Below are 25,465 nucleotides of genomic sequence, written 5' to 3'. Positions count from 1 at the left end.
AAGCCTTCTGTCCCTACCACCCGAAAGACCCCGGAGCAGCCGACATGAGCAGGTCGGCGAGCCAACCACGCCCGTTTGTCGAACCGCCCAACACAAGATCAACAAAACCACCGGCAAGATCAACAGGATATCGCGCGAAAGACCGAGGCTAGGCCTGCCCGTTTCGGCACGACCTGTTGCCTACTTTCCCCTTCGCTCTTCAGACGAACCACCCGCATCAGGTTGACTTTCTTCATTGAACAACGGCAGATAAGTGTCGGTGTAGTCGATTATGATCATCCCGTACGGGTTGACCTCGATATCGAATGCGTTCTCGAACGCGACGAGGACGGAAATCATCTGCCATCGCGTTCGACCAAATCGATCTGGCATCCGAATCCGGAAATCAAGGAACTGAGCGTTGACCCGACCAAGATCGATAGCAAGTTTTTGCCCACCATCCTCCTTGGGAACCAGCTTGAGGGCCGTGTTCGCAAATGCGGCAAAATTGGCGGCGCCTTCAGCGCTCATCGTGCTCTTGAATTTGTCTCTGTTCTTCGCCTTACGTAGACTGGAATTGGTGCCCATTTCAACGGCGTAGTGAGGAAAGTGGACGTACGTCTCCTCCCAGACCTTGAGATCGTTCGGGTCGTCGAGCACCGCACCCAGGTAAACACCCAGAATCCGGCCATTGAGCAACGAAGGCCTGCTGCGCATATCCGGACTAGGCGGCCACTCCGCGAAGTACAAGCCCCATTGATTTAATAGCGCGCCCTCGCCTGGCTGGAGGTGCTCCCTTGGCACGCGGTCGACCCGCACAAGAGGTCGTTGCAGCGCTTCACCTCTGATCAATCGCCTGATCTCGTGACCGACATTAGCTTCCAATGTTGGCCACAGTGCCTCCAAATATGAATTGGGGGTATCAGGCAGACGATCGTCCTCTTCATTGTGCGCAATGTACTTGAGATAGTTCTTGGACCCAAACATCTGCGCCGTGACCTCGTCAACACGATCAAGGACGTCGCGGTGGACGCCTCGACCGTCCGCCGTTGCATATGGGTCGTACACATTGAACGGATTCACCGCACGCCAAGGGATTACGTTGTTAAAATATTCGTTCGGTTCAGGCCGCTCCCGCACGACTCTGGTCACCTCGATGGCCGGATCGTCCGGGTCATCCCGATCCGGCACGTGAGAGATCTTTTGCCGCGATGGATAGAGACTGTCGATCGTAGGCACGACGACTTCAACGATCTGACGTGGCCGCGAAGGACCAGACCGCGATGGTCCGCCGCGGGAGTGACCGGCTTGTGGGACGTCGAGAGGCATGTCGGCACTAGTCGCGTCACTGCCACGGGTGTCGCCCGGCTCTGAATCTTGACGAGTACCCAGATAGTGGCCGCCACCACCGGGCAACCGCAGCAGCATGACCGGCCGGCCGGTCGATGGCCCGTACCCGTACTCTCCCTGCTGGTCAGTCCCGCCCATACGATTTCCGTGTTCGTCCACCACGACGATCCGCAGCCCGTGTGCTTCAGCCAGCGCGACCGGCGCCAGATCGCCTATGTCGATGGTGTACATACCAGGCATCCTGAGCTGCTCGACCGCCCGGAAATAAGCATCACGATCGTTCCCATGAAAACCGATGAACCGCTCCACGTTACCCTCCAGGTAGTCTGCGGTCTGTCGCCGCAGCTGGAGTACGTCTGCCCTGGACGGCGTAACACCATTCACCGCGATGAGCGTGGCCTCGAAAAGGCAATCGCCGTTAGCCCTGGTCGACGCAGGCGCCATTCCCCACTGAGCCAGTGTATTTTGCTGCGGCTCGGTCGGTCGCCAGTCAGGCGCATCTTCCCACCCACGTGACGCTGGCTCCACCTGCTGCCGCACAGACTTTCGGGCGGCTTTCCGCTCATGCGGCAGCAGTGGCGGTCCAGTCCGTTCCCTAATGCCGAGCACCTCGTTGACAAGAGGGTCGAGCAAATTCGAGGAGCCTGTTACGCGATACTCCTCACGCAGCCTGTTGACGGTGTAATACAGACTCGGGTAATAGCCGAATTGCGCATAGAATTGGTGTCGAATTTCCGCGACAGCCCTGCGTATCTCGATCCGGTCTTCGTGACGAAACATCCGCAAGGCACCAGGCTCCCACCGGTCGAGCCCCAGCACATCGCGCACAATACCGCCAAGTCGATCATAGTCACCTCGCACCCCATGATCAGAGCGGAGTTTGCGGATAACGTATTTTATCTTGGGATGATATCCGTGTCTCTTGTGATACCGATTTCGAACGTCCTCAGCCGCTTGACGTATTTGATCGAGATGGTCCTCACGTGTCGCAGTGAGCGCGCCTGACGCCCTTTCACGCCTTTCGAGGCCGAGTACATCTCGGACGATATCGCCGAGCGACTCATAGGAGCCCGTCACGTCATACTCATCACGCATGGTGCCGAGAACATAGTTTATGCTCGGATAAACTTCCGTCGCTTCGTAGTACTCGTCGCGAATTTCCTCCGCCAGACTACGGATCTCATCCCAGTCGTCCTCTCGCGTTCCGCTCAGAACACCAGGCGTGCAACGACCCAGTGTTTCACGCCCGAGCGCGTTTCGCACCACCCGACGCAGGAGCGTGGTCTGGCCCGTTATGCCATGTTCGTCCCGAAGCTTCTTTACGATGTACTTCAGGGTCGGCAGTTCCCCATTGTCATCAAAGAAGCGGCCGTCGACCTGCCGGACCAGTTCGCCTATCGTTGGCCAGTTCGCCTGCTGTTCGGCGCTCAGCCCACCCGCCCTCCTCGGCTCGCGCCCAAGTGCGTCTCGGACAATCGGCCGCAGGGTGTGCAAGCTTTCCTTCGCGCCATGCTGGGTAACCAGTTCAGCGTAAACCTCTTTGAGCATCGGCTTCTTACCGTGTGCCGCGACATGCAGCCGCTCAACCCCTGCGGCGATTTCACCCAACCGGGCCCGCTCGGCCTCTCGCAACGCCGTCTCCACCCCCCTCGCGGCCCTGTGAGCGCTTCTCCCATCAAACCCAAGCGCCTCGTTCATGATTGCCCGAATATTCGCGCGATCTCCGCTGACTCCTTCCTTGCGAAGCTGCTTCAAAACAGCATCCCTCGTAGGATACTTTTGATGCAACCTATAGTGATCTTTCGAGATTTTCTCGGCCAGATTGCCGATTTCTTCCCGATCTTCCGGACGTGCGGCGTCTAGGTCGCCAGCCTTGAAGACCTCGCTCTTCTTCTTCTCGCGCCCAAAACCTGCCCTGACGACTTCGTGCATGGCAACGGATACACCGGATACCTTGAATTTTTCACGGAGAATATCGATCACTTCTCGCATACTCGGCTCTCGCGCTTTAAGCGAGACGGACGATGCGCGAATCTCCTGGACAAGGCTGATGATCTGAGGCCGGTCAGCTGGTTCTGACGCGCTCAACAGTCGCTGAGCCCTCGACTGTCCACGCCGGGACGGTCCTGCCGACGATCCCCCACTTTGTTCGCCCCGATCGACCGGCGCCCGGGCGCCGGGTGGGGGTTGCGACGGCCATGCGTTCACGGCCGGATTCAGTGGCCTTTCCGGGCGCCGCACGGTGATTTCCGCGTACGGAGTCCGGTCGCCCTGAAGATACGCGCCGTTCTCGGGATCCTTGATCAGCCTCGCTACGTACTCGCTCCAGTCACTGCCGGTCAGCCTTTCCAACTCGGCCAGCACAGCCTGACGAAGTTGTTGCGCGACAAACACACCGCGCTGACGGCCGGTCTCAGCCCCGTGGTCGCGATTGCGGCCGTGACCGAGAATGGTGATGGAATGCGCCCATTCGCTATCTTGGGCGTCTTCGACCATGCGGGGTGCCAACCACTTGGCGAGCTCGAATACCGGCTCGAGATACCGCCACTCTGCATTGCCACGGGGGTTGGGGCGTGGCTGCTCGATTGTCTTGTGACGCGAGGCGAACTCGACCCTCATCGTCACTGGCTGGTTCGCCCGGCTGACCCGGCTTGGTTGTGACTCGGCCAATGGCACCATTCTGGCGCGCCGGATGACCGTACCGCTCGTGTTGTACCAGTTCGCGTCGCCTAGCACGACGTATCGCTGCCTGGCCAGCTTGGGCAACTCGACTCCGTGCCAGTTTCCTGACTGGTCCATGCCTATGTCCGTGACGTGGCGTACGTTTGTCGCAAGTGGACTTTCCGCGATCGTAGCGAGGGCCGCTGTCCACGCGTACTGCTCGGTGGGCGTGGCCGAACGGATATTGAGCGACTCGCGGACCAGCCACAGGTCGAGGGTCTGGCGGTTCCCGATCGACTCGCTGAGCCGGTCGACGATCCGGTTGGCCAGTCCGGCCGCGTCGGACAGCCACTGCTCGTCATCAGCGTCCTGGACGGGGTTTCCGGACATGTGGTCCATGACCCACCGGACTGCCATCTGCTCCTCGCCGACGGTCTGCCAGTTCCCGCCGTCGAAGATCGCCGTGGTGTACCGCAACTCGTCAATCGGGTAGTCATGGCCGATGGGCACAACCCTGCCGGTGACGAAATGCACGAGCTGCACCACGCCCGGCCGCTCGCGTTGCGCGGTTTCGTAGACCTCGACCGGGAACCTGCCAGCTTGGGCCCCCGGGGCCGCAGGGCACCCGATGAACGCCAGATCGATCTTGTTGCGCCCCCGCAGCACATCGGCGACCGTCGTGGCTCTGGTCGCGCGCCTGAACACCTCCGTCTCCATGATGAACTTGGCGGCTCGATCACCGTGCCATTGTTCGACATGGCCATCCGAGTAACTGACGGTGAGCGTGTCACCGTCCTGATGGCCGTCAACGACAAACGTTTTCCTGTTGTTGAACGGAGTAAGCACGGTCCGCATGTGCTGACTGCGCTCCGTCGGCTGCATCCGGGCGACTGTCTCGTAGTCAGTGTCCACCTCGACCGAACGATCTCGTTCGAGTGTGGACGACGCAGCCCATTGCTGCACACGCTCACGTTCCTGCCCCTGCATGAAGGTCATGCCGACGATGGCACCTTCAGTGTCGTACAGCGGCCAGTACAGCGGTTCAGCAGCACCGTAACTTCCCGGTTCGACCTGCGCGCGCTCCACGTAGTCTGGCACCGCGTCGTACGTGGGCAAGTCCGATGAGCTACGCGCTCCTGGCGGCGCGGGGGTGCTGAAACCCGTGCCACGCCTAGCCTGCGTCCGGCGGTACCCCTGCCCGGCTTCGCCCTCGTCCAACGTGGCCCGGTCAGCCCGGTCGGTCCTGCCGAGAGTGAAGTTGTTAGTCGGGTGGCGCGTGTCCATTCCCATGCGGGCAAAGGCGTCGGTGAGGTCCTCACGGTTCTGCTGGGAGCGCGCCTGAATGCTGTTGGTGATCGTCCGCTCGTCCCCACGGCGCCAGTTCTCCCAGCCCGGCGGGGTCAGGTCGACGATCGGGGGCAACGCGGGCTGCATGCGTCGCACGGCCGTGTTCCGGGCCTGTGACGGCTGCGCTTGGCCCCAGGACTGATCGAAGAGGCCGAGTCCTATATGGAGGTTCCGCAGGATGGTGTCGGTCACTTGGTTGTCGGGCAGGCGGTGATGCTCCTGCCAGAGCTTCACGCGCAGGTCGGCCACCAACGACCGGGTACCTCCCGGGTCAAGGATCGCGACGCTCAGCTCCGACTCGTCGCCCTCCATCGACCGGTCCCACGCGTTCGCCGAGCCGATGGACACGAACTCGTCGTCGATCATGACGAGTTTCGAGTGGACCTTCGTGTTGTGGAGGTAGAACACCCCGACATTGGACCGCTGGCTCCGGGAGAGCGGATCGATGATCGAGTTCTGGATCTCGGTCGAGATATATGGCGTCGCGTCACTCGACGGCGCGTTCGCCCCCGCGCTGCCCTGGGTAAGCAGTATCACCTTGACGCCCCGCTCGGCGGCCGCGCTGAGCAGCGGATACAGGAACCGATGCTGGACATAGATCTCTCCGAGCATGGCCGGGTTGAGCGTCTGGTCCTCGATGTAGATGTACGTGCGGGCGGCCTCGATCGCTGCCCGGAGACCTTCGGCGAACTCGACCACTCCGCCCTGCGGCAGCCCTTGCCAGGGGACCACGAGATTGTCGCCAAGCGGGGTGACCCGGTTGGTGGCGTAACTTCCCCAGATCCGGACGCTGGAGCTGGGGTTTCCCTGAGCTGGTGCCGTTGCCGGGATGATCATGTCCTGGTGAGGGACATCCGGATTGAAGGGGATCTGCTGCCTGTCTGGCGTGTAGAACAAGCGCTTCGGCAGTGAGCCCGCGTTGGCCCAGCGGATCCAGAAGTTCCGCAGCACGGACGCCGCGGCGCCACTCCTCAGCTCGACCGCGACGTCGTGCCACGAGTCCGAGTCGGGATTGCCCGCGTGTCCAGGCTCGGCGCGGCGCGCGGCGTGGTAGTCGATACCGCCGACGAAGGCCGTGAGCTCTTTCGTTCCTGCGCGATAGGCGACCGTCGACTTCTCGTGGTGGGAGTCGTTGGTGCCGCCCCAGTCCATCAGGATGCGCCATGGTTCACCGGCGAATTCCGGCGAGTTCCGAAGTGCGAGAGCGGCGGTCATGTTTCCCTGGGCGATCCGTCCGATCTTCGCGTTGAAGATCTTGCGCCAGGAGTTGAGGCCCGGGAGCGGAGCATCGAGCTGATTGAGCGCGTGCCGGGGAACCGCGACGATGAGGCGCACGTCCACCCCTTGATTGGCCAGATGGCGCAGCCGTTCCCCGAGCGTCGGACCGTTCGGAACGAGCCGGGTCTCCAGCTCGAAGGAGAACGAGGTGATGTACAGCCGATCGCCTGGCTGGCCGAGCGTGTCCAGTGTGTTCGAGATCGACGCGAAGAGGTTGGAGCCGTCGATGCGCGGCGTCACCTCGGTGTCCCGGTGATGGCTGGTGCCCAGTGACCGATCGTCCGGGAAATACCGCAGCTCCAGCTGTTGGAGTGCGGTCATCGGCCGAGACGACCTGGCCCGCTGCGCCTGGGTGTACTGAGGATACGAGCGGGGCACGGGCCTGCGATCGGCACCGCCGATTCCCCTCGGCCGGTCTTGTTCGCCCTTGGACGCGATGTGGCTGGCGATGTTCTGGGCAAGCCGGTCCATGTTCTCCGGCCGGTAGCTCTGCTTGCGCGCCAGCGCCTCGATGTGCGCGGTGAGCGTCTCCCGGGTCAGCGGGCCCGCGTCCTTGGCGTCAGCACCGAGATGCGATCGGACGGCGGAGATCAAGTCGTTGTAGAAGCGCTCATCCCGGCTTTCGGGTTCGCCACTGTTCTCGGCCTGCCCCATCGTGATCATCGGCGAGTTCACCGTCCGGCCGGAGCGAATCCGGTCAAGAAGTACATCCAGCGTCCCGGATTCGTCGGCCTGGGTCAGTTCCTGCATCGTCTGGGCCGCAAGTGCCATGGCGGCGTCCGTGCCCTTGGTGGCCAGCTCGGTGTGGATCTGGCTACGCAGCTCGTCCAGCACGCGGGTGCGCCCATCATCGGCAAGCTCAAGGCCCGTCACGAATTCGGAGATTCCATAAAGGACCATGAAGTCGTCGGCCTCGGTCATGTCCGCTTCGGGGACAGCCACGGCAGGCAGGGCGCGCGCCTTGCCCTTCGCGCCCACCGCTGCACGCTGGTGCTCGATCTCGACCTGCACGACGTCCGGGGGCGAATCATCGGTCACGGTGCGATCGATGAGATGCGCGGACCAGATCGTGGCAAGGTGTTCCGCGGCGGTGTTCACGGCGAGAAGGCCGCCGGTGAGGCGAATCCTTGTTTCCATATCGGAATCCCGTGCGATCCGCCCTGCGCGGATCGCCGCGAAACTCAATCGAAGGCGACCGATCTTGGTGAGCTCATCGCCATCGACCTCAACGTCACCAAGCCGGGCCACCGGATCGGCGACGACCGTCCACTCTGGCCCAATCAAGGCCGGCGCTGGCGCATCCGCCGTATTGCGGCCGGAGGAACCGATGTTCACCCAGGCGCTGCGCCCCTCCGCGCGTACCACTGACGTCCGCCGGACCTCGCCGGTGTGCGCGTTCCGCACCACCGCGTACGCCAGCCAGCCGTTCGGCGCCAACACCGTGGAGCCAGGGAACTTCGCCGACAACACGTCGGCCATCCCGCCCAACTGACCCGCGTAGCAGGAGAACACCAGTGTCGGGTCATTGGACATGAGCCGCAGGTCGAACACCACCTGGGCGAACGTTTCCGCACTGACAAGCACAAGCTCGCCGTCGACGGTCAATTCCACACCTCGTGGGTGCCCATGCACGTCAAGGACACGGGCCTGCAGATCGCTGCCCGCGCTGAGGAACCGGCGCAGCGCGGTCGTACCTCCCGGCACGAACGACACACCGGCGACCTCACCGGACGGCCTGGCAACCTCCGCCTTGAGGACGTCGGCGGCCGTGAACCTCCGCGTCCCGTTCTGGCTCACCCCAACGAGCACGTCACCTTCAGCGGATGTCGGCGGCTCGATCGCGAACCACCCGGCGTCACGGTGATCCCACAACTGGATGAGTTCGTCCATGAAGTCAGGCTCACCGGCACGGTCCGGGACAGTGACCGAGGCACTCGCGACTGGACTTTCCTTGGGCTCTGGTGCGGCTTGTGGATGTTCCTGAACCGCTCGCGTGGACGGCACGTGCTGGTGGGCTTGGTTGCCGCGCGGCAGCGCCCTGATCCGGAATTGCCTCTCCCGCAGGGCACTGGGGTTGTCCGCATCCGGAAGCCAACGCTTCACATGCCGAGCCGACGGACTGAACTCGACTGTCAAGTGCTGTGGCACCTTCTTTCCACCGAACAGCGCGACCATGAGAGCGTCCGACCGCGCGCGACGGTTCTTGCCTGCGACGTAGACCGTCAAATCCCAGTGCTGCGTTGTCCCGTCGGAAGCACGGTCCGGCAATGCCGCAAGGAAGTCAGCACGCGCCTGACCAAGGACAGCACCAACTGACTGTGGGCTTTCGAACAAACCGTCCCAGACTGGGTAATTCTGTTCATCGTTATCACGCTGGAGGACGAACCCCTCAGGCGCGGGAGCCAGCCGCCGGCCAGCCCGACGGACTGCCTCTATTCGGAGCTGCCTGGGTTCTGCGGCGCGCCAGGCCGACGACCCCACCACGGCCCATCGCCCATTGTGCTGGACGTTGCGTTCGCGGCTGATGGCGAAGCTGACACCGTCGGGCCAAGTCGACTGGCCCCTGCGCAACACCGCTTCGAACTCTTGCGCTGTGCTTCGCCCTTCGTCTCCGTATGCGTGTACCCGCAGTGCTGTGTACAACCGGTCGCCGACGGCGTCGCGCTCGTCCATCGCCTGAATGATGTGCGACCGCAACTGAGCCAAGCTGTCAGCTTCTTCTGCGTGCGCTCCATCGGCCAGCAGGACATCCCAGACCGGCACACCGGCGGTGCCTCTCGTACTCGACCATTCGAAGGCGCTGGACAGCCAGGACGAGCTCGGCGCGGCCGGGATGTGTGCGGGAGGCGCCGTGTACGGCATTGCCGCCGCACGGTTCTCCAGTGCTCGCGCACGGCCCCGCCGATCTGGTCCTGTTTGCCCCGAAGGTCCAGCAACCGGGTTGTCGGATGATTGGGGCATTATCAGGTTGAGCTGTGTCCATCGCTGAGCAAGAGGTACATCGTGCTGGTAACCAGTGTCGGTCCAGACACGTACGCTGAACGGATCCTGCTTGGCGATCAGCCGTGTCGCGGTCACCAACAGGGTCTGGACGGCTCGGTGAGGTGTATGTATCCGTAGAGGTAGCCAGGCGGCGTTGTCGTTGGCCGGGAAGACGGACGAAGCCAGCAACAAGTCGAACACCGCTGTGGCCAGCTTTCCCCGCCCTTCGCCGGTAGGCAATTGGCTCGCGATGCTGCTCAACACCGCCGACATGCCCTGAGCCTCGAAAGCCTCGTCTGCTCGACTGATCAACCGCACACCGGAAGCCAGGGTTCGCAGTTCACCCAACGCGACGTCGACCTGCTCAGCCGTCAACCGCAAGGTATCGGGCAGTTGCTGGTAGCGGGCTCCGAATTCGGCGATCACCGGTGCCAGGTCGTCCGCCTGTCCCAGCAGTTCGTGCACCGCGGAATCACTGCCGGACACAAAGGAACTGCCGGCAGGCGCGTCGGTGGGACCGAAGATCGGGCGCCACAAGACGTCGGTGTCGTCCGTCAGGTACGCGCCGTTGTCAGTCGGCGCACTGCGGTGCCCCCACACGATCCCAGAGAACTGGGATGAACCGGACGGCGTGGATGTGCCGGTGCTAGCACTGGGCGTTCTGGTGCTGGCAGTGGTGGTGCTGGCGGGACTCGCGTGCCATGCCACGGGCTGTGGTTGCGGCTGCGTCCACCTCGACACCACAGTGGACGGACCCGGCTGAGTTCTGCTCGGCCGGGCAACGCTGTGCCAGGCACGCGGCTGGGCCTGCCTGCTTGTCTCCACTGGTACTTCGGTGATCCACACGACCACCCGCCTGCGCTGATCCCGGATGTCTCCAGTCAGCTGGAACGGACTCCGGGTGTACCCGGCCCCGCGCGAGGTCGGGTTATAGGTCACCGGGGCCTGTGTTGTCCCGCGCTCGGACAGCTGAGCCGCGACGAGATCCGCCAGTCGCCGGCTCACGACCTGCGCCCTGTTCATCCCTTTCTCTCGTGGGTCACGTCCTCGGCCGAAGATGCGGGGAGGGTTGCCGGCACCTTCGATGGTCACCACGATCCGGCGCGTTCCCCTCGCCATCGCGCGCGAAGCCTGCTGTGCGATCAGGGCCGCGAAGTTCGCCAACTCCGGTTCAGCGCCAGCCTCATAGGCGTCCTGTCCCTTGCGGACAGGCACTTCGAGATGCGTGACCGCCGGATCGGCCGGAGCGAGTGCGCTGAGGTGGCGCGACGTGGCGTCCGCCGACAGGACCTGCTGCTCCAACTGAAGGTACTTTGCTCGCAAGCCGTCTACCGGGTCGGTGACACCGGGCGCGCGGTAGTCGTAGACCCGCAGCTCGGTCGGGATCAGCCCAACGTCGAGCTGCCCGTCGTTGGTGTCAGCCTCGTCGAAGACCTCGTTCATCCCCGTCGCCATGTCCTGTCCGACTCGGATGGTTGGCTCTGGCAGCAAGGCATTGTCGATGTATTGCCCGAGCGAGAAAACGCGGCCGTCCCTGAAAGTCATTGTCCAGCTGTAGATATCGACGCCAACGAGGCTCTGCGGGAACCACGGCTGCGCGGCGATCCTGTGCGCGACCTCCTCTCTGATCTGCTCTGCACGCGGCTCGACCTCGATGTCTTGCAACAGCTCGGGCGGCATCACGGCGCGATACCCTGCTAGCGACACGCGCGACATAGCGGCCGCGAAATGTTTCGCCGCTGTAGGCCGCCCGTCTTCTTGTAGGTCGACCCACCCCCTGACCAACGACGCCAACTGGACGAAGAACAACGCGCCAAAACCACGAGCCGTCTGGACTGTCAGGTCACTTGCCAGCCAATGCAGCTCCCTCACGGGCGCGCGAACGAAGGACGCCCCGAGCCAGTCTCCGAATTCTATTCCGGCACCGAGGATTTGCGCCCAGACGTTAACCGTCGCATTGGACACGCCGCTGGCTTGCCTCGGCAGGTGTTGATAGACGTGGCTCAGGACATCGTGCACACCTGCGGGTGGCAGGCCGACTGTGAGATGCGGAGCGAGCCTGCCCGGGTGCCGCACCTTGCCAAGCGTGGCCGTGCGACCGAACTCGGTAAGCCGGAAACCACTGAAGAGTTGCGAGACAGCAGTGCCGGTCTGTGCCGTATAGAGCAACCTGAAGTAAGTTCCCAGTTCCTGCAACGCCGCGTCCCGCTTGACCCTGCCCAAGTCACCACCCAGGACAGCGATCGGTTTCGTGACGAACTCGAATTTGACATAGGGGCCACCCACATCGGTGTACAGGTCGAAGTACGCTCCCTCCGCCAGCAGGACGTTCCTGAACCCTGGTACACCACGGACTTCGCGACCGTTCTCCGCCTCGATTCCCATCGCGCCGCCGCGCAGGCGCACCAATCGACGGCCAAGCTGGTCGGCGAGGGCACGGGCACGGACTTCGCCCTGCGTGTACCAGCGGTACAGCACGTGCAGGGCCACTCGAGCAGCAGGCTTATACGCGTGCTCGTGCAACGGTGGCACGCTTCGCGGTTCGACTGCGGTCGACCACAGCCAGCGGTCCACCTTCGCCAGCCGCTGCTGGAGGTCGGCACGGTCACGGATCTGTTCCCAATATTCCTGGTTCCAGGCGGGAGCCTCGTCCACCGGATCGTACGTGCGCCAGACGCCACCGTTGTCGATAGTCCACATCGACCGGCCATTGTCGACTGCGAACCGAAGGACGTCGTCCGGCGCGTACATCTTCGCGCTCGGATACCGACTGCGGACAGTGGCCCAGAAATCGTGGGCAAAGCCAGTACCCACGTCGCAGGCGAAGAGCGTGATCGGTACATCGGCTTCGAGCGCCCGTTGGAATTGCTCCGACGCCAAGACGATCTGCGCGAGCTGAGACGGGCTTGCCCACTTCCGCGTTCCGGCCGCGTCAGTCACTAGAGCACCTTGCTTGGTGACCTGGACGTCGATCACGAACGTCCGCTCCGGAAGTCCTTGTGGCTTGCCCGCCAAAAAGTCGTCGATGGTTGGACCGCTGTCGTCGTGCACGAATGACATGCCCACTACTGTCTTGTTAGGACCGTCAATGAGTCGTTGCCGCACCTGTCCATTGCCGACGTTGTGGTATCGCCCGCTGCCAGGTTCGTCACTGCGATGCGCCCATTGGGCCGCGACACGGCTCGGAGCCACCCCGGGGCCAACAACCCGAGCTGGCAAGCGCGGTGGTGGCGACGGTGATGGTGTCGGCATCACGTTGAACTGCACCTGCGGACTCCTGCGGCGCAACCACTTGTGTGGCAACGGGATCCGATCCGGCACCATGTTGTGTTGCAGCTCGTTGTGTTCCCCGCCATCACGCGACAACACGAGCCAGCTTCCCAAACCCCCGATCACCAGGTTCGGCACCTCGCCAGTGACGAAGCCGAACTCCACCGGCCCAGTGGCCACGCGCACCTCCCTGTCGTGCGCGTTCACCAGGCCGGCACGTAATGCACGGCCAACTTGCTCGGCATCGCACACCAAGAGCGTGGCGTCACGGCCTTGCATCGCAAGGGTGATGCCGAACGAAGCATTGACCACACGTGCCAAGGTCGTGCCGTCGATCAACATGGGCTCACCGCCGACGGTGACAGCGACCACGCCGTTGCCGCCGTGCGCATCGATCACGAACTCATCCATCACACCGCCGTGCTGGATGAACTCCTCGACCACCTGCGGACGCTGCGCGACGAACGAGACACCCGCGACCGCGCCGGACCTGTCCCGCACCGTCCGGCCAAGGATTCGCGACGGGTCGATCGCCCTGATCATCCCGGTGGAGTCCATACCGACGTACGGCTGGTCACCTGGGATCTGCGGCAGGAGGCTGCCCAACCCACCGGCCGTGTCGTCGCCGATGGTGTCCAGGGACAGCCCCACCATCATGAGTGTGTCAGCAAGCGCACCATCCACCTGGCCGACGACCACCGCCTCGATGGAGTCACGGTAAACGCCTGTCGCCTCAGCCAACTGGTCGATCAGCTGGATCCGCATGTCACCAACGGCCGTGACCGTGGCGCCGAACACGATCAGACGGGTCCAGTTGGCAAAACGGGCCCCGTCGAACCCACGTGCCAGCCAATCCACCAGTTGCGGCGACACCTTGGCTGTCCCGTTCGACACGGTGACATCGAAGAGCGCTCCGCCTCGGTCAAGGATGGCGGCTGCGAGGTGAACACCATGCGCTCTGTCAAGCGAACTGCCCGCTGTCACGGTTTGGTTCGGATTGGCCAGTGCGACGGGTTGCGCCGTTACCCGAACACGATCGAACCGTTCAGAGTCCACTGTGGCCCCGGAGTCGCCCGGTTCCCCGGCCTGTGCTGCCATGAACACATCGTGCGCAGACCAGCCGTCACCAAACGTCGGCACCAAGCGCGCGAGCGCGTCGCGCACGGAGCTCGCTCGCGCCAACGCCCCCGGACCGAAGCCTTCGAACGAGACAATCCGCCTCGCAGGCAACGTCGACGGCAGTGCCCTGCTCAACATCTGCGCCAGAGTCCGGATTTCGCGATCGCTCTCCAGCATGATCGACAGATCTGGTGACGGGGATGGAACACCCGTGAAGACCACTTCCAGCGTGTATCGGGAACCCTCTCTGTGCCGATGCACGATGAAGGTTCCGGGACTGACACCAGACGGAATGGCGGCTGGGGTGGATGCCAGCGAGATCCGCACTCCATCGGACATCCATTGATCGAGTGTGGCCCGGGAACCGCCCCGGTGTTCAGCCCGCGCCATGGCCTCATCGCCGACCGCCACAGCGAATTCCACTGTCGAAGTACCGCTAGCGGCCAACAGGCCCGCCAGAACGTCGTGAACGTGCCGAGCGTGGGCGTGCCCCGCATGGCCGAATCCCAGAATCGCCACGGACCACTTCATCGGCGCGGCCGTCGGTGGCGCCCACCGCAAAGACTTGATCATGTGCTGGATTGTCGGCACTTCTCGCAGCGGAGTCGCCACATCAGCGCCCTCGTACCAGTTGGCAGGGAACACCATGTCGATATCGACATTCGTCCGCGGCTCGCCGGTACGGTTCACGATCTTGAAGCCGCCAGTTACCGGACGCCGCATGGGAACCGCTGGCTGTGCCGGTGTCTGCCGGCGCTCCTCACGGCCAGACACATAATCCGGGGCCTTGTTTTTCCCCGCACGGGTGCTCCGGCGGGGTGTGTCGACCGGATCCTGGTGTTCGGCAACTGTTGTCGCAGAGGAACTTGCCACCGGAGTTGGCTCGGGCGCGCGGCTGCTCTGCGACACCTCAGGTGCCGGCGTTGGTCTGGCGGCACGCTTCAAACTGCTGGCCAAAGCGCTCGGAGTCGCCGGATCCTTCTTCGGTGCCTCGCTGATCCGCTTCAGTTGAAGCCACCGCTCAGCAAGGGTCGGGCCGCCGACATAATTGGGCAGCGGCTGTCCCACGCCGGACGCGTTCTTGTACACAGTCGACTGAAGCAGGTGGACGGCGTCACGCGGAGTGAATCCAACCGTGCGCTGCCAGACATCCGATTCACCGGAACTGCCGACCGGCGCGACAGATGCCGCCAGCAGCATGTCGAACACGGCGTCAGCCAGCCTCATCCGGTCACCGGCGCGGGCCCTCTTTGCGACAGCGGGTATGTGCATACCCGCGAGGTCGAAGGTCTCGCTCACCCGGCTGCCCAAGACGACGTCGGCGGCCATGGTCCGCAACTCGGCCATCGCCGTATGAAGCGCGTCGAGTGGAATCCGCATGGACTCCGGCACATCCGCATAGCGGCGCACGAACTCTGTGCTGATCGACTCGATGTCGGTCGCACCGACCAGGGTCAACGTGACCACGCTGTCCCGCGCTTTGCCCTTGCCTGGGGCATGAGCGGGACGGTCTTGGGCGGAATCCGGGCCATGTACGGCGACATTCACCGATTGCTCGACGACGTGCTGCTCGATCTCTTGCGCGACACGCCGCGCGTAGGCCTGATCGGGCCCTCCGGTCGCGGACACTTCCACATGCCACGACCGCACTGAATCCGATGACTGCGACGCCATCTGGCCGGTCAGCCACATCACCACCTGATCGATTCCAGTGGTGGAACCGACAGGTTCCGCAACGAACCTGTCGAAATCATTGCTGCCAGGGATAGTGATCGTCGCCCGCGGTCCGCGGCCAGCGAATATCACGTCATGGTGCACAACAAGCACACCGACTTCGACGACGGCGTTCGCCTCCGGTACGGCGTTGTCCCGTTCCACACTCACTTTCGACTGCAGGTCGATCTCTGGATCCAGATCCGCAAGCACGTCAAGCAACCACCGCGCCACCGCTTGTGAATCAGCCCGACGGGCAGCCGCGACCCAGACATGCGCCGAACTGGACTGGTGCTCAAGCAACTGCCGGGCGACATTCCGCACCTGCGCGTACCCAGTTGTTTTTCGCTGTGTGGACTCCGCTACCTCCAGGGCGAACCAGTTGTGCGGCGTGCTTTCCCGCTCTGGCGACTTGTCCTTGCGAGGTCGTTTGGCACTCGATGTCGGCGCTTCCCCTTTCCGCCTGGTTGAAACGCGGGGCAGGGACAAGTTGAACGTTCGTTCCCTGCCACTGCGGCTGTACCACCTATCACGTACAGGTTCGCCTGCCGATGTGCTGCGTGCGGGCTCCTGCTGGTCGGTGTCTGTGTGCGAAACCACCAGCCAGCCACGCCCGCCAGAGATCGTCAGATCCGGCCGTTGGACCGGCCCATCGGTGACAAAACCGAACTCAAGCCTGCCACCCGGCGCACGAACCCTGCCAGAGTACGTCGACGGCAACGCCTGCAAGAACTGACGAGCCACCGCGGCGACATCACACATCATCAACGTGATGACCCCGCGAAGCATCGCCGCGCTGTACACAGTGGAATCAGTCAACACCCGCGCCACAGTGGCGACATCCATGGACAGCGCCTCATCGTCCACAGTGACCTGCACACGCCCGGTGCCATCTGAATGACCATCGACCACAAAGGAACCCTGGACACCATCCTCGGCCACGAACTCCTGCACCACAGCCGACTCAGCCGGGACAAACGAAACCCCAGCAACCACCCCATCCGGGCCGACGATCGAGGCCATCGCGATCCGGCTCGGATCCACCTCACGGACAACACTGGTCGAATCGACGGCGTAATACGGCATCCGCACGGATGGCGCGTCCGGCAAGGGTCCGTGGCTTTCGGCGCGGGGCACAAGTCCGGCAAGCTGGTTGACGTGTCTCATGCTGACCGTGGTCGCGTTCGGGTCGATCATCTGTCGTACCAACGGAAGCAGATACCTGTCGCGGGACGCCTGTGCGTCCGCCACGATCTTCGCGATCATCCATGCGTGCCGCGGCTTGAAGGTCCACGGGGAAACGTTGGCGCGCTTGCCGTTGCGCTCCCGGCGCGGACGCGGTTGCGAGTCGTCGGGTGCCGGGCCGAAGGAGGTCTCCGCGATGCCCAGGCTCCGGCCGATCTTCTGGGCGAGTGCGATCCGGCTGGCGTCGACGGGAACGGACAGCGGCTCAGTACTCGGTGCTGCCGTGCTTTCGTGGATGTTCAGCGTGATGTGCGCCTGCGCGGGGTCGTTCACCTGGACGACCCGCACCCGGAGCTTGTCTCCGCTTGGGAACCGGTATCCCTTGTTGTACAGCTCTTCCACGCCTGCCTGCAGCCGTCCCCACACGGCGGTGGCCTGCTCCTGCGAGACCGGGGCGGGATGCGTGAGAAGTGTGTTGACAGTCAGCTCGGTGGTCCGGTCGCCCTGGCTGGTCTCGACCGTGACCGCGTCGAAAGCCGCTTGGTGGATCTGGGGCTGCGCCGGGATCGGGAGACCGTCGGCGCCGATGATCACCGCAGCCGGGTTCTGGTTGCCGCGCACCTGCAGGACCGGAACGTTCGCGCGCTCGCGGTCGACAGCCTCGACATCGAGCGGACCGGCCGGTGTCATCCACGACGCCGAGTTCGCCGTGCTGTGCCGCCACAACTCTTCGTCCAGAATGGACTTCTCAGTCGGGTTGTCTCGTGTTGTCGGCCCGAGGGTCAATACGACTCGCTGATCGCCATCGCCTTCGTCGTCGAAGACGAGTGGGAATCGTTGACGCTGGCGGATGTCGCTCGCGGACAGCTGCAAATGCTGTTCGACCGCGTCCACCAGCAACGCGGAGATCGCGAATCGTTGTTCGGGTGTGCCGCCCCTGATACCGATCGTCGGCATGTCCAGCCCGCGGCTCTGTCGTTCGCCGAACACGTCAGCCAGGTAGCGCCCGAAGCCAGACAGCAGGCCCTGCAAGCTGTCCGGCACCGTGGTGGCGCCCGGGGGCATGTTGACGACACGGGATACCGGGACAGCGGGTACCTGAGGCCGGTACTCGACCGCTGGGCGCAGCCGGACCGGGATCTCCAAACTGCCGTTGGGGTGCACGACGCCAGGGCCCGCGACCTCGACCATGTCCAGCTGCACGGGGTCATCGGGATGGATACGCAGCTCACGCACCTTGGACCGGATCGCCGGATCGCTCTGGAAGTACCACAGTGCCGCACGCCACACCAGATCCGGCCGTTCGTGCCGGTCCAGCAGACCGCGCACAGCGGTCTGGTTGAGAATTCCGTCGCGGACGTGCGGCCGCAGCCGTCGCACAATGTGCCGAGCGAGTTCGACAGTGTCCGCCCAGTCCTCGACCGTGATCTTGGTGCCGTGTAGCCGCTCTGGCGGCCGTGTCAGCCGCGGTGCCGGATCCCGCTGCAGTTCGACCACGATGTCGGCGGCGATCGCGATAGGCATATCCCCGCGCAGCACCGACGGACCCGCGGTGCTGTCGTCGCCACGGAAACTCGCGGCCCGGGTCCGGTTGCCGTTCGCCGACTCGTAGAACGGGTACAGGTGCAGCGTGTCCCGCAGCCCGTTCGGCAAGGTGAAGTCTTCGGGGTGCACGGCTGTGCGCAGCATCTGCCGCAGTTGCGGGTCGGCGGCGATGGCCTGTACCGCCGCGGTCAGCACGATGTCGTTGCGTGGATAGGTGTTGAGCACCGGCTGTACGAGGCTGAAGTCGAGGCGTCCGTCGCGGCGCAGGCCTGCGGCCAATGTCGCGGCCACTCGTGCGGTGTAGACGCCCATCACCGCGCGGTCCGGCGTCACTGGTTTCACCGGGTTGTGCCGGAGGCTGTTGGCGGGGTCGAACTGCTCGAAGCTGTCCACTGTGTGGTCGACCGAGGTCGTCACACCGCCGAAGGCCGAGCCGATCCGCGCGGCCACGATCGCGTTCGCCGTGTGCCGGTCCGGCTCGGTGATGTTGTCCACCTGCCGGGAGAACTCGTCGCCCACGTCAAGTGGCACGTCGTCGACGCTCACCAGCAAGGCGCCGTTCGACCTGGCGAAGCCCGCAAGGTCACGCACGTGTTGGAGAGCTGGATCCGTGCCCCAGGTGGCCGCAAGGAGCTGCTCGCTGGTGAAATCGGTCCACATCACGACCTGCCACCCGCCGTCCGCTCGCGCGGCAGCCGCGGCGCGGGCGACGTTCTCGTGCAGGGCGTCGTCCATGTCCTGCCAGCCGATCACCGGGACGTGCAGCATGCTCGGCTGATCGCCGGACCGCTCACGCAACGCCGTCGGTGTCAGCGCGTCCCCGGTCGGTATCCCCGCGACGAGGTCGATCCGCCGCAACAGTTCCTGCCGCTGCCCATGGTCGAGTGCCGACATGTCCACATCGGACATGTAGCTCGGTGGGGGCATCGGACGGGCGGTCGGCACGACCCCCGGCGGCTGCTGGCGCACCTCGTCACGCAAGTCGTCCACAGTCAGGCTTTCGAGCGCCTGCGCCGCACGGAGTTCCTCCCGGTACAGGCGGTCCGCGACCCACCAAGCCCGTTCGGCATCCGCCAAGTCACGTTCACGAGTGACCATCGTGACGCCTTCGCCGAGGCCGACGTTCTCCTGTGCGGCCAGCACCGCGCCGTACGCGTCACTCCACGTCTTGGCGGTCTTGGCCAGGTTCGCCACCGCCGCGGTCAACGTCGGTGGCAACGTCCCCGCCATCCGTGCGGCGTCCTGCTCCCGCATGCGGATCACATAGGCGCTGTTGCCGATGCTGAGTTCGGTGACACCGGCATTCGGCCCGCCGATGACCGTGACTGGGCGGTCGCCGTTCTCGACAGCGCTCTTCTTCCTTGCCACGAACCGCAGATCGACATCGAACGCGAGGCCACGGCTCTCCGGCGCGCCGTTGTAGAAGACCTGGCCGATATTGGGCTGCCGGTCATCGACCTTGGTCAGCGCGGCCGTGGTGTGTTGCTGTAGTTGTGGCCGCTGCTCGAAAACCGGCACTCCTTGTTTGCCGATGGCTCGGACGGTTTCGAAGTTCTCACGCTCGCTCGCCACTCGCGAGAAGTCACTGCCGCCAACCCCACCACCGCCGGTACCGACACCATCCGCCGTGAACACCGTCTCCGATGTGGTGGTGTCGGACTTCCGCTCATCAACCCGCTTGAGGTGCCCATCCACTTCCACGCGGTGACTGGCCGACGCGAGCCGCGGATCGGGCCGCAGACCAGCGATCAAGTCCAGTGTGAACTCCGAACCGTCCGGCAACGGCACCGGGAAGGACCCGTTGAGCATCGCGGGCAGCCCGGCTGTCATGGCCGCGGTCGTGATGGTCGTGGTGAGCGCGGCCATCGTTGAGGTGTCCACAGTGCCACCGGCATTGCGCAGAGCCTGCGCGGCCGCATCGACGACCTTGGTGACGTCGCCGAAGAAGTGCTCAGCCGCGAAGTCGCTTGGCAGCGGCAACCGTGGCCGTGCCGGATCCAGCAGCCACTGGCTCACCGCCTCGTCGGTGCTCTGATCCGCGGCAAGCTGCCTGATCTGGTCGGCCCGGCCGTACACCTCGCCTTCAGGCAGCGACGGAAGGGTTTCCTCCGGCATCTTGCGGATGGTGAGCAACTGGTCGTCGACCACACCGCCGAGCACCCTGGCAGTCTGCTCGCCGTTGCCGTCAAGGCCGACCTCGTGCAGCAGCTCCAGTTTGACCGTGAGCTGACCGGTGAAAACCGCGACCGGGCCACGGATCCGGCCGGAGCTGACGTTGTCGACACTCACCGTGCGAACGTCCTTGCGCGACCGGATCAGACCGGTGATGCCGGTCTCGACGCCTGCGCCGAGCCTGCCAGCGGGCGGCGCGGAGCCATCGCTCTGCTCCTGCAACCGGGTATTGGCCCTGGCCGATAGCAGCACCTCCGCGACGGTCTTGGTGACCGACGTATCCGTGGTATGGCGCACCGACACCGAGTTGCGGGTGATCAGCTGGTTGGCGATCTCGACCTTGTCGAACACCGGCTCCTGGTCGATCGAGGCGGTGATTCGAACGAGATAGGTCGTGCCGCTAAGACGATCCTCGAGGCGCACAGTGTCCACTTGGGAACCATTGAGCGCGAACTGCGGCGCGGCCTCCACCGCGGCCAGCAGGTCGGTCAGCCTGCTGACGTTGTCGTGCGGCTGTCCCAACGGCGATTCCGGCAGCAACCGGTCGACCAGGCTCTTGTCGGTGACCTCTGGGTTGTTCCGGATCGCGGCACGCAGGTGATCGATGATCGCCTCACTGCCGTGTGTCGCCGCCATCATGCCGATGCCGAGCGACGGACCTGCGGCGTTGCTCAGCGAGGCGACCGACGGAACCGCATTGCCTTCTGGCACAACCGAACCGGGTTCGGGCTGGCCCGACTTCGGCTGGGGCTCTTCGGCGAGCGTCGTGGTGGAGAGGAATCCGGTGGACGACCCGGCGATCGGCTCGCGCGCTGTCTCCGTTGAGCTGCGCGGTTCTGTCGACAGGACCGAATCGATCGTCATCCTCTTGGGGGGCGTCTGGAACGACAGTCTGCGCAGCGCGTCGTTTCGCGGAACGCTTCCCCGCTTGCCGAACGCCAATGACCAGCGACGGCCACGGCCTCGTGTCGCGATCCGGGAGTCGATGGACTCCATCGACGTGAACGTGTCTGACGCGACGAGGGTCTGCGGTGTGTCCGGACGGCCGGGCCCGTCCTGGGAGTCCCCGACGAGGGTCGACTTCCTTGACGGTGTCCCTTCCGACCGGGCCTTGTCTGACTGGGTGTCCCCTGTCTGCGACCTCCCCGGCTGGGATTTCGCGAACGACACCCGCCGCCCGTCGTCAGACATCGTGCTGGACTTGCGTTTGCCGCGCGGGACCGGCTGACTGTCTCGTGCTTGCAGGGTCCGCAGCTGCTCCTCGGTCATCCACACCAGCGCGGCACCCGGCAACATCATGGACTGCGTGGAACGCTCGACGGGCTTGCCCTTGAACAGCCGCCACGGGTCGAGATTGCCGATCCGCCGAACCTCGGTCGTCGTGGCGACCTCGAGATCGACCAGCACCAGCTGACGCTTGCGGGTCGGACCGTCGTACACGGTCCTTGTCCTCGACCGGACCTCGGTGCTCTGGCCGTCCGCCCACTTCACCGACAGCGGCGAGTAGCGGTGGATGAAGGTCGCGAAATGCTGCTCCAACACGTCATCGCTGATGTTGTGCAGATCGCTCATCGGATAGCCGATGTGCGCGAGGAAGGCGTTCACCGTGTGCGCGGCCTCGGCACGCGTGCTCGCCCGGGTGGCGTTGAAGACGAGATCCTTGAGCCGGTGGATCTCCTCAAGCCCGACCACCCGCGCGTTGCGCGGTTGGAACGACACCGCTGCCTGACCGAACGCGTCCGACCGCCTGCGGCCGTAGAACAGGCCCCGCACGATGTAGCGGATGCCGAACGTGTTGACCTTCAGGGTCTCCGGGGACAGCACCTCGCTGAGCCGGGCGTGGTTGCCTGCGTCACGCACACCGAATGCCGGGTCCTTGCGGCCGAGCAACCGGTGAATCCCGTCGTGCACGTGCTCGAGGCCGAGGATCGACAGCACCTCGGCCTGACCGAGGAACTCGTTCGCCTTCCACCGCGAGCTGATCGGTGGCACGTCATGCTCACGGACCGCCCCCACGACCGGCGTGACGTCGGGACTGGGTGGTTTGGTGTCACTGACCAGGTTCTCCGGCACTAGCAGCGACAGTTCCAGCCCGTCAGCCGTGTCCTGCCTGAGGTCCAGCTGGGAGTAGACGGGTGCCTGGCGGCCGGGACGGCCCGGCCACAGCCGCCGCATGCCGGTGGTGAGCCGGTCGGTGTGCGTCACCTTGGGCTTGAGCACCAGCTTCGCCCGGAAATGCCGGTGTGCGTGCGACCCCGGCTGACCTTTCTCGGTGATCTCGTCGCCGGTGAGATTGGTCGAGTACACACCCAGGTGTGATGCCGCGGCGGAGGACTCGGTGCCGGTGTACGTGTACCGGACGTCAGCAGTGATGATCTGCCCGGCACCGCGCAGCTGCGCCTGCGGACCGCCGCCGAGACTCGCGGACTGCCCTTCGGTCGCGGTGTTGAGCAGGTCGTCCTTGACCCTGGTCTGCCGTGATGTCTTCGGCGCGGCCTGCAGGCCACCGTCGACGAGCCCGGTTAGCTCGGCGCTGAGCTCGACCAGCACGGAGTAGTCGCGGAAAGTGCCGGGCTTGACCAGCGGGATGGCCAGACCGGGGCCGAGCAGCCGGTCGATCAGCGCACTGATCTCGTCCGCCGACAAGTCCTCGCGCAGCGTGTCGGTCCGCTTGAGAATGCCGTTGATCTTGCGTGAGATCCCGCCGGCGAGCACCGGGTCACCGAACTGCTTGACGAAGTCCGAAGTGCTTACGTGGTACCACTTGTGCCCTGGCACCTGCGACAGCCGCCGCGTCAGCAGGTCGTAGAGCGCGTCGCTGTGTTCCAGCGCGTCGACCTTGGCACCGGCCAGCGACTTGCCTGCCTCAAGCGGTGCCGGCCCGAACTTCTGCCTGGTGTCCAGGTCCTGGTAGGTGGTCGGTCCATCGCCCTCGCCCGGCCGCACCAGCCCCGCGTTCACCGCGCGATCCCACGTCGTCACCTGGTGCGCGGTGGTTTTGCCTGCGAGCAGGTGCTGCTGCCTGCCGTTGACCCGGACCTGGATGTCGTACACCACGTCGTAACGAGCGGCCTTGCCCTTGATATCCAGCTGGGTACGCGCGCCCGCGGTGCGCTCGCGTTCGCTGCCGTGCCACCACTGCCTGGCGAACTGGATGACCAGACCACCGGCCGCGAACAGATTGCCCGTGACGAACTTCCCGACCGCGACGAGACCGCCGATCCCGGCTTTCCGGCGTGCCTCGAACGTCTCGACACTGCCGCCCTTCGTGGTCTGCCAGTCCCGGAACGTGGTGCTGTCCGTGTCGTCGGACACGGCGACCCTGCGGGGTATCGCCCGCATCTCCACGACCTGATCGCGAGTAAGCAGAGCGCTCGCCGACAGGGAATCCGACCGGACCCAGCCCGCTTCGGGCTGTCCATCGGGGTCTTGCGTGACCATCTGGCGCAGCCTGGTCTCGATGTTCGACTGGTGCAGGAACCCCGAGAGCACCTCCCGGCCAGGCGAGCCGATCGCCGTCAACTCCGGTGGCAGCAACCGGGCCACCTGCTCGAAGTACGAATGCCCAGCCGGTGTTTGGACCACGGCTGCCGTGACGGCGAATTTCGACGGCAGTGGCTTGTCCGGAGCCTCCGGTAGCGCGGAAGGCGGCGTGCGCTTCATATCCGGGCGGCCAACGCGGGTTTCACCCTGCAGCGCGGTCGTGGTGTCCGCCGACGCCGTCCCAACCTGTCGACCATTGGCGGCGGTCAGCGTCATCGAGTATCGCACCGGCACGTCCACGGCGCGGTTGACGTCGTTGAACGCGTTGGTGGCTTCCTTGACCTCCCTGGTGACCTTGTTGTCGTGCGAGAGGTGCGGCGCGGTCGACAGGTGCGCACCGACGTTCGCGATCAACGGCGGGACCGACGTGACGGTGACCGACGCCTGAGCGGTCGGTTTCGTCGCGTCGGAGACCACAGCTTCGGTCTTGTGCCTTGACTTGACCTTCGGCGTCTCGGTCCGGTCGGTCTTCCTGCCGCCCTTGGCGAACTCGGCAGCCGCCCAGTCAAGCTCGGCGCGCACGTGCAGTTCGTGCGACTTGCCGTTGATCTTGATGGTGAACCGTTCGCCAGCACCGACAAGCCGGGACAGACCGGCCCGCATACGGCTTTCGACGTGCTCAAGCCCCTCGATCTTGGCCTTCCGCGGCGACGGCTCGGCGCCCTTGGTCAAGGCAGTGCGACCTTGCGGAAGCATGCCGCGTACCGCGTCATCGACATCGATGCCGGTAACCTGGGTCTGCTGCGACGTCTCGCCCATCGCCTCGTTGCGCCTGACGTACTCCGGCAACAGATCGATTGGCCTTGGTGCGACGGTGGTGTTGTCAGCAGCGGATTCGACGTCGCCGGACGGGCTGTCACGCACACCGGCTTTCGCGGCCGTGCTCGGCCGTCCGTCGGACCTCGGGTTGGCTCGCTGCCGCGTTTCCTCCGGCAACACATCGCGCTCGACGCGCACCTCGCGCTCGACCTCGACCATGACCTCGACCGGAGGTACCGTCGACGGCTTGGGTCCTTGCCAGGTGTACTCGGTGTCCAGCTGGGGATCGGTCTCCGGCCGGGGATCAGTATCCAACAGCGCGAGCGCGAGCAACCCGGCCCCGTCGACCTCGACGAGGATCGGCTCGTCCGGATGGGACGTGAGCGGCGCGCCCCAGGAACGCTGATCGGAAGTGCCTCGATACTCCAACTCCACTGTCCAAGCTGGACGCACCTCGACCAGGTAGCGGCCGGTTGATGGCCGTGGCTGCCCGGCACGCTCTGTCTCGGCCTGCCGCACCGACTCCGCGCCACCGTGCCCGAGTGGGATGAAACCGGACGTC

General features: G+C 64.6%; 1 protein-coding gene (running past one end of the window). It reads right to left on the bottom strand.

Annotated elements, in window-relative coordinates:
* Positions 1-180: 180 nt before the first annotated feature.
* On the bottom strand, positions 181-25,465 hold the 3' portion of the coding sequence (locus LWC34_RS26610; RefSeq protein ID WP_233727866.1) for a phospholipase D-like domain-containing protein. It continues 38,219 nt past the right edge of the window; the window shows 25,285 of its 63,504 coding nt (coding positions 38,220-63,504); its start codon lies beyond the right edge, outside the window — the gene reads right to left on this strand; its stop codon occupies positions 181-183.

The organism is Kibdelosporangium philippinense (genome assembly GCF_021390435.2).
GTDB lineage: Bacteria > Actinomycetota > Actinomycetes > Mycobacteriales > Pseudonocardiaceae > Kibdelosporangium > Kibdelosporangium philippinense.
The sequence above is the reverse complement of the archived record's forward strand: the minus strand, read 5'-3'. Positions and strand labels throughout refer to the sequence as shown.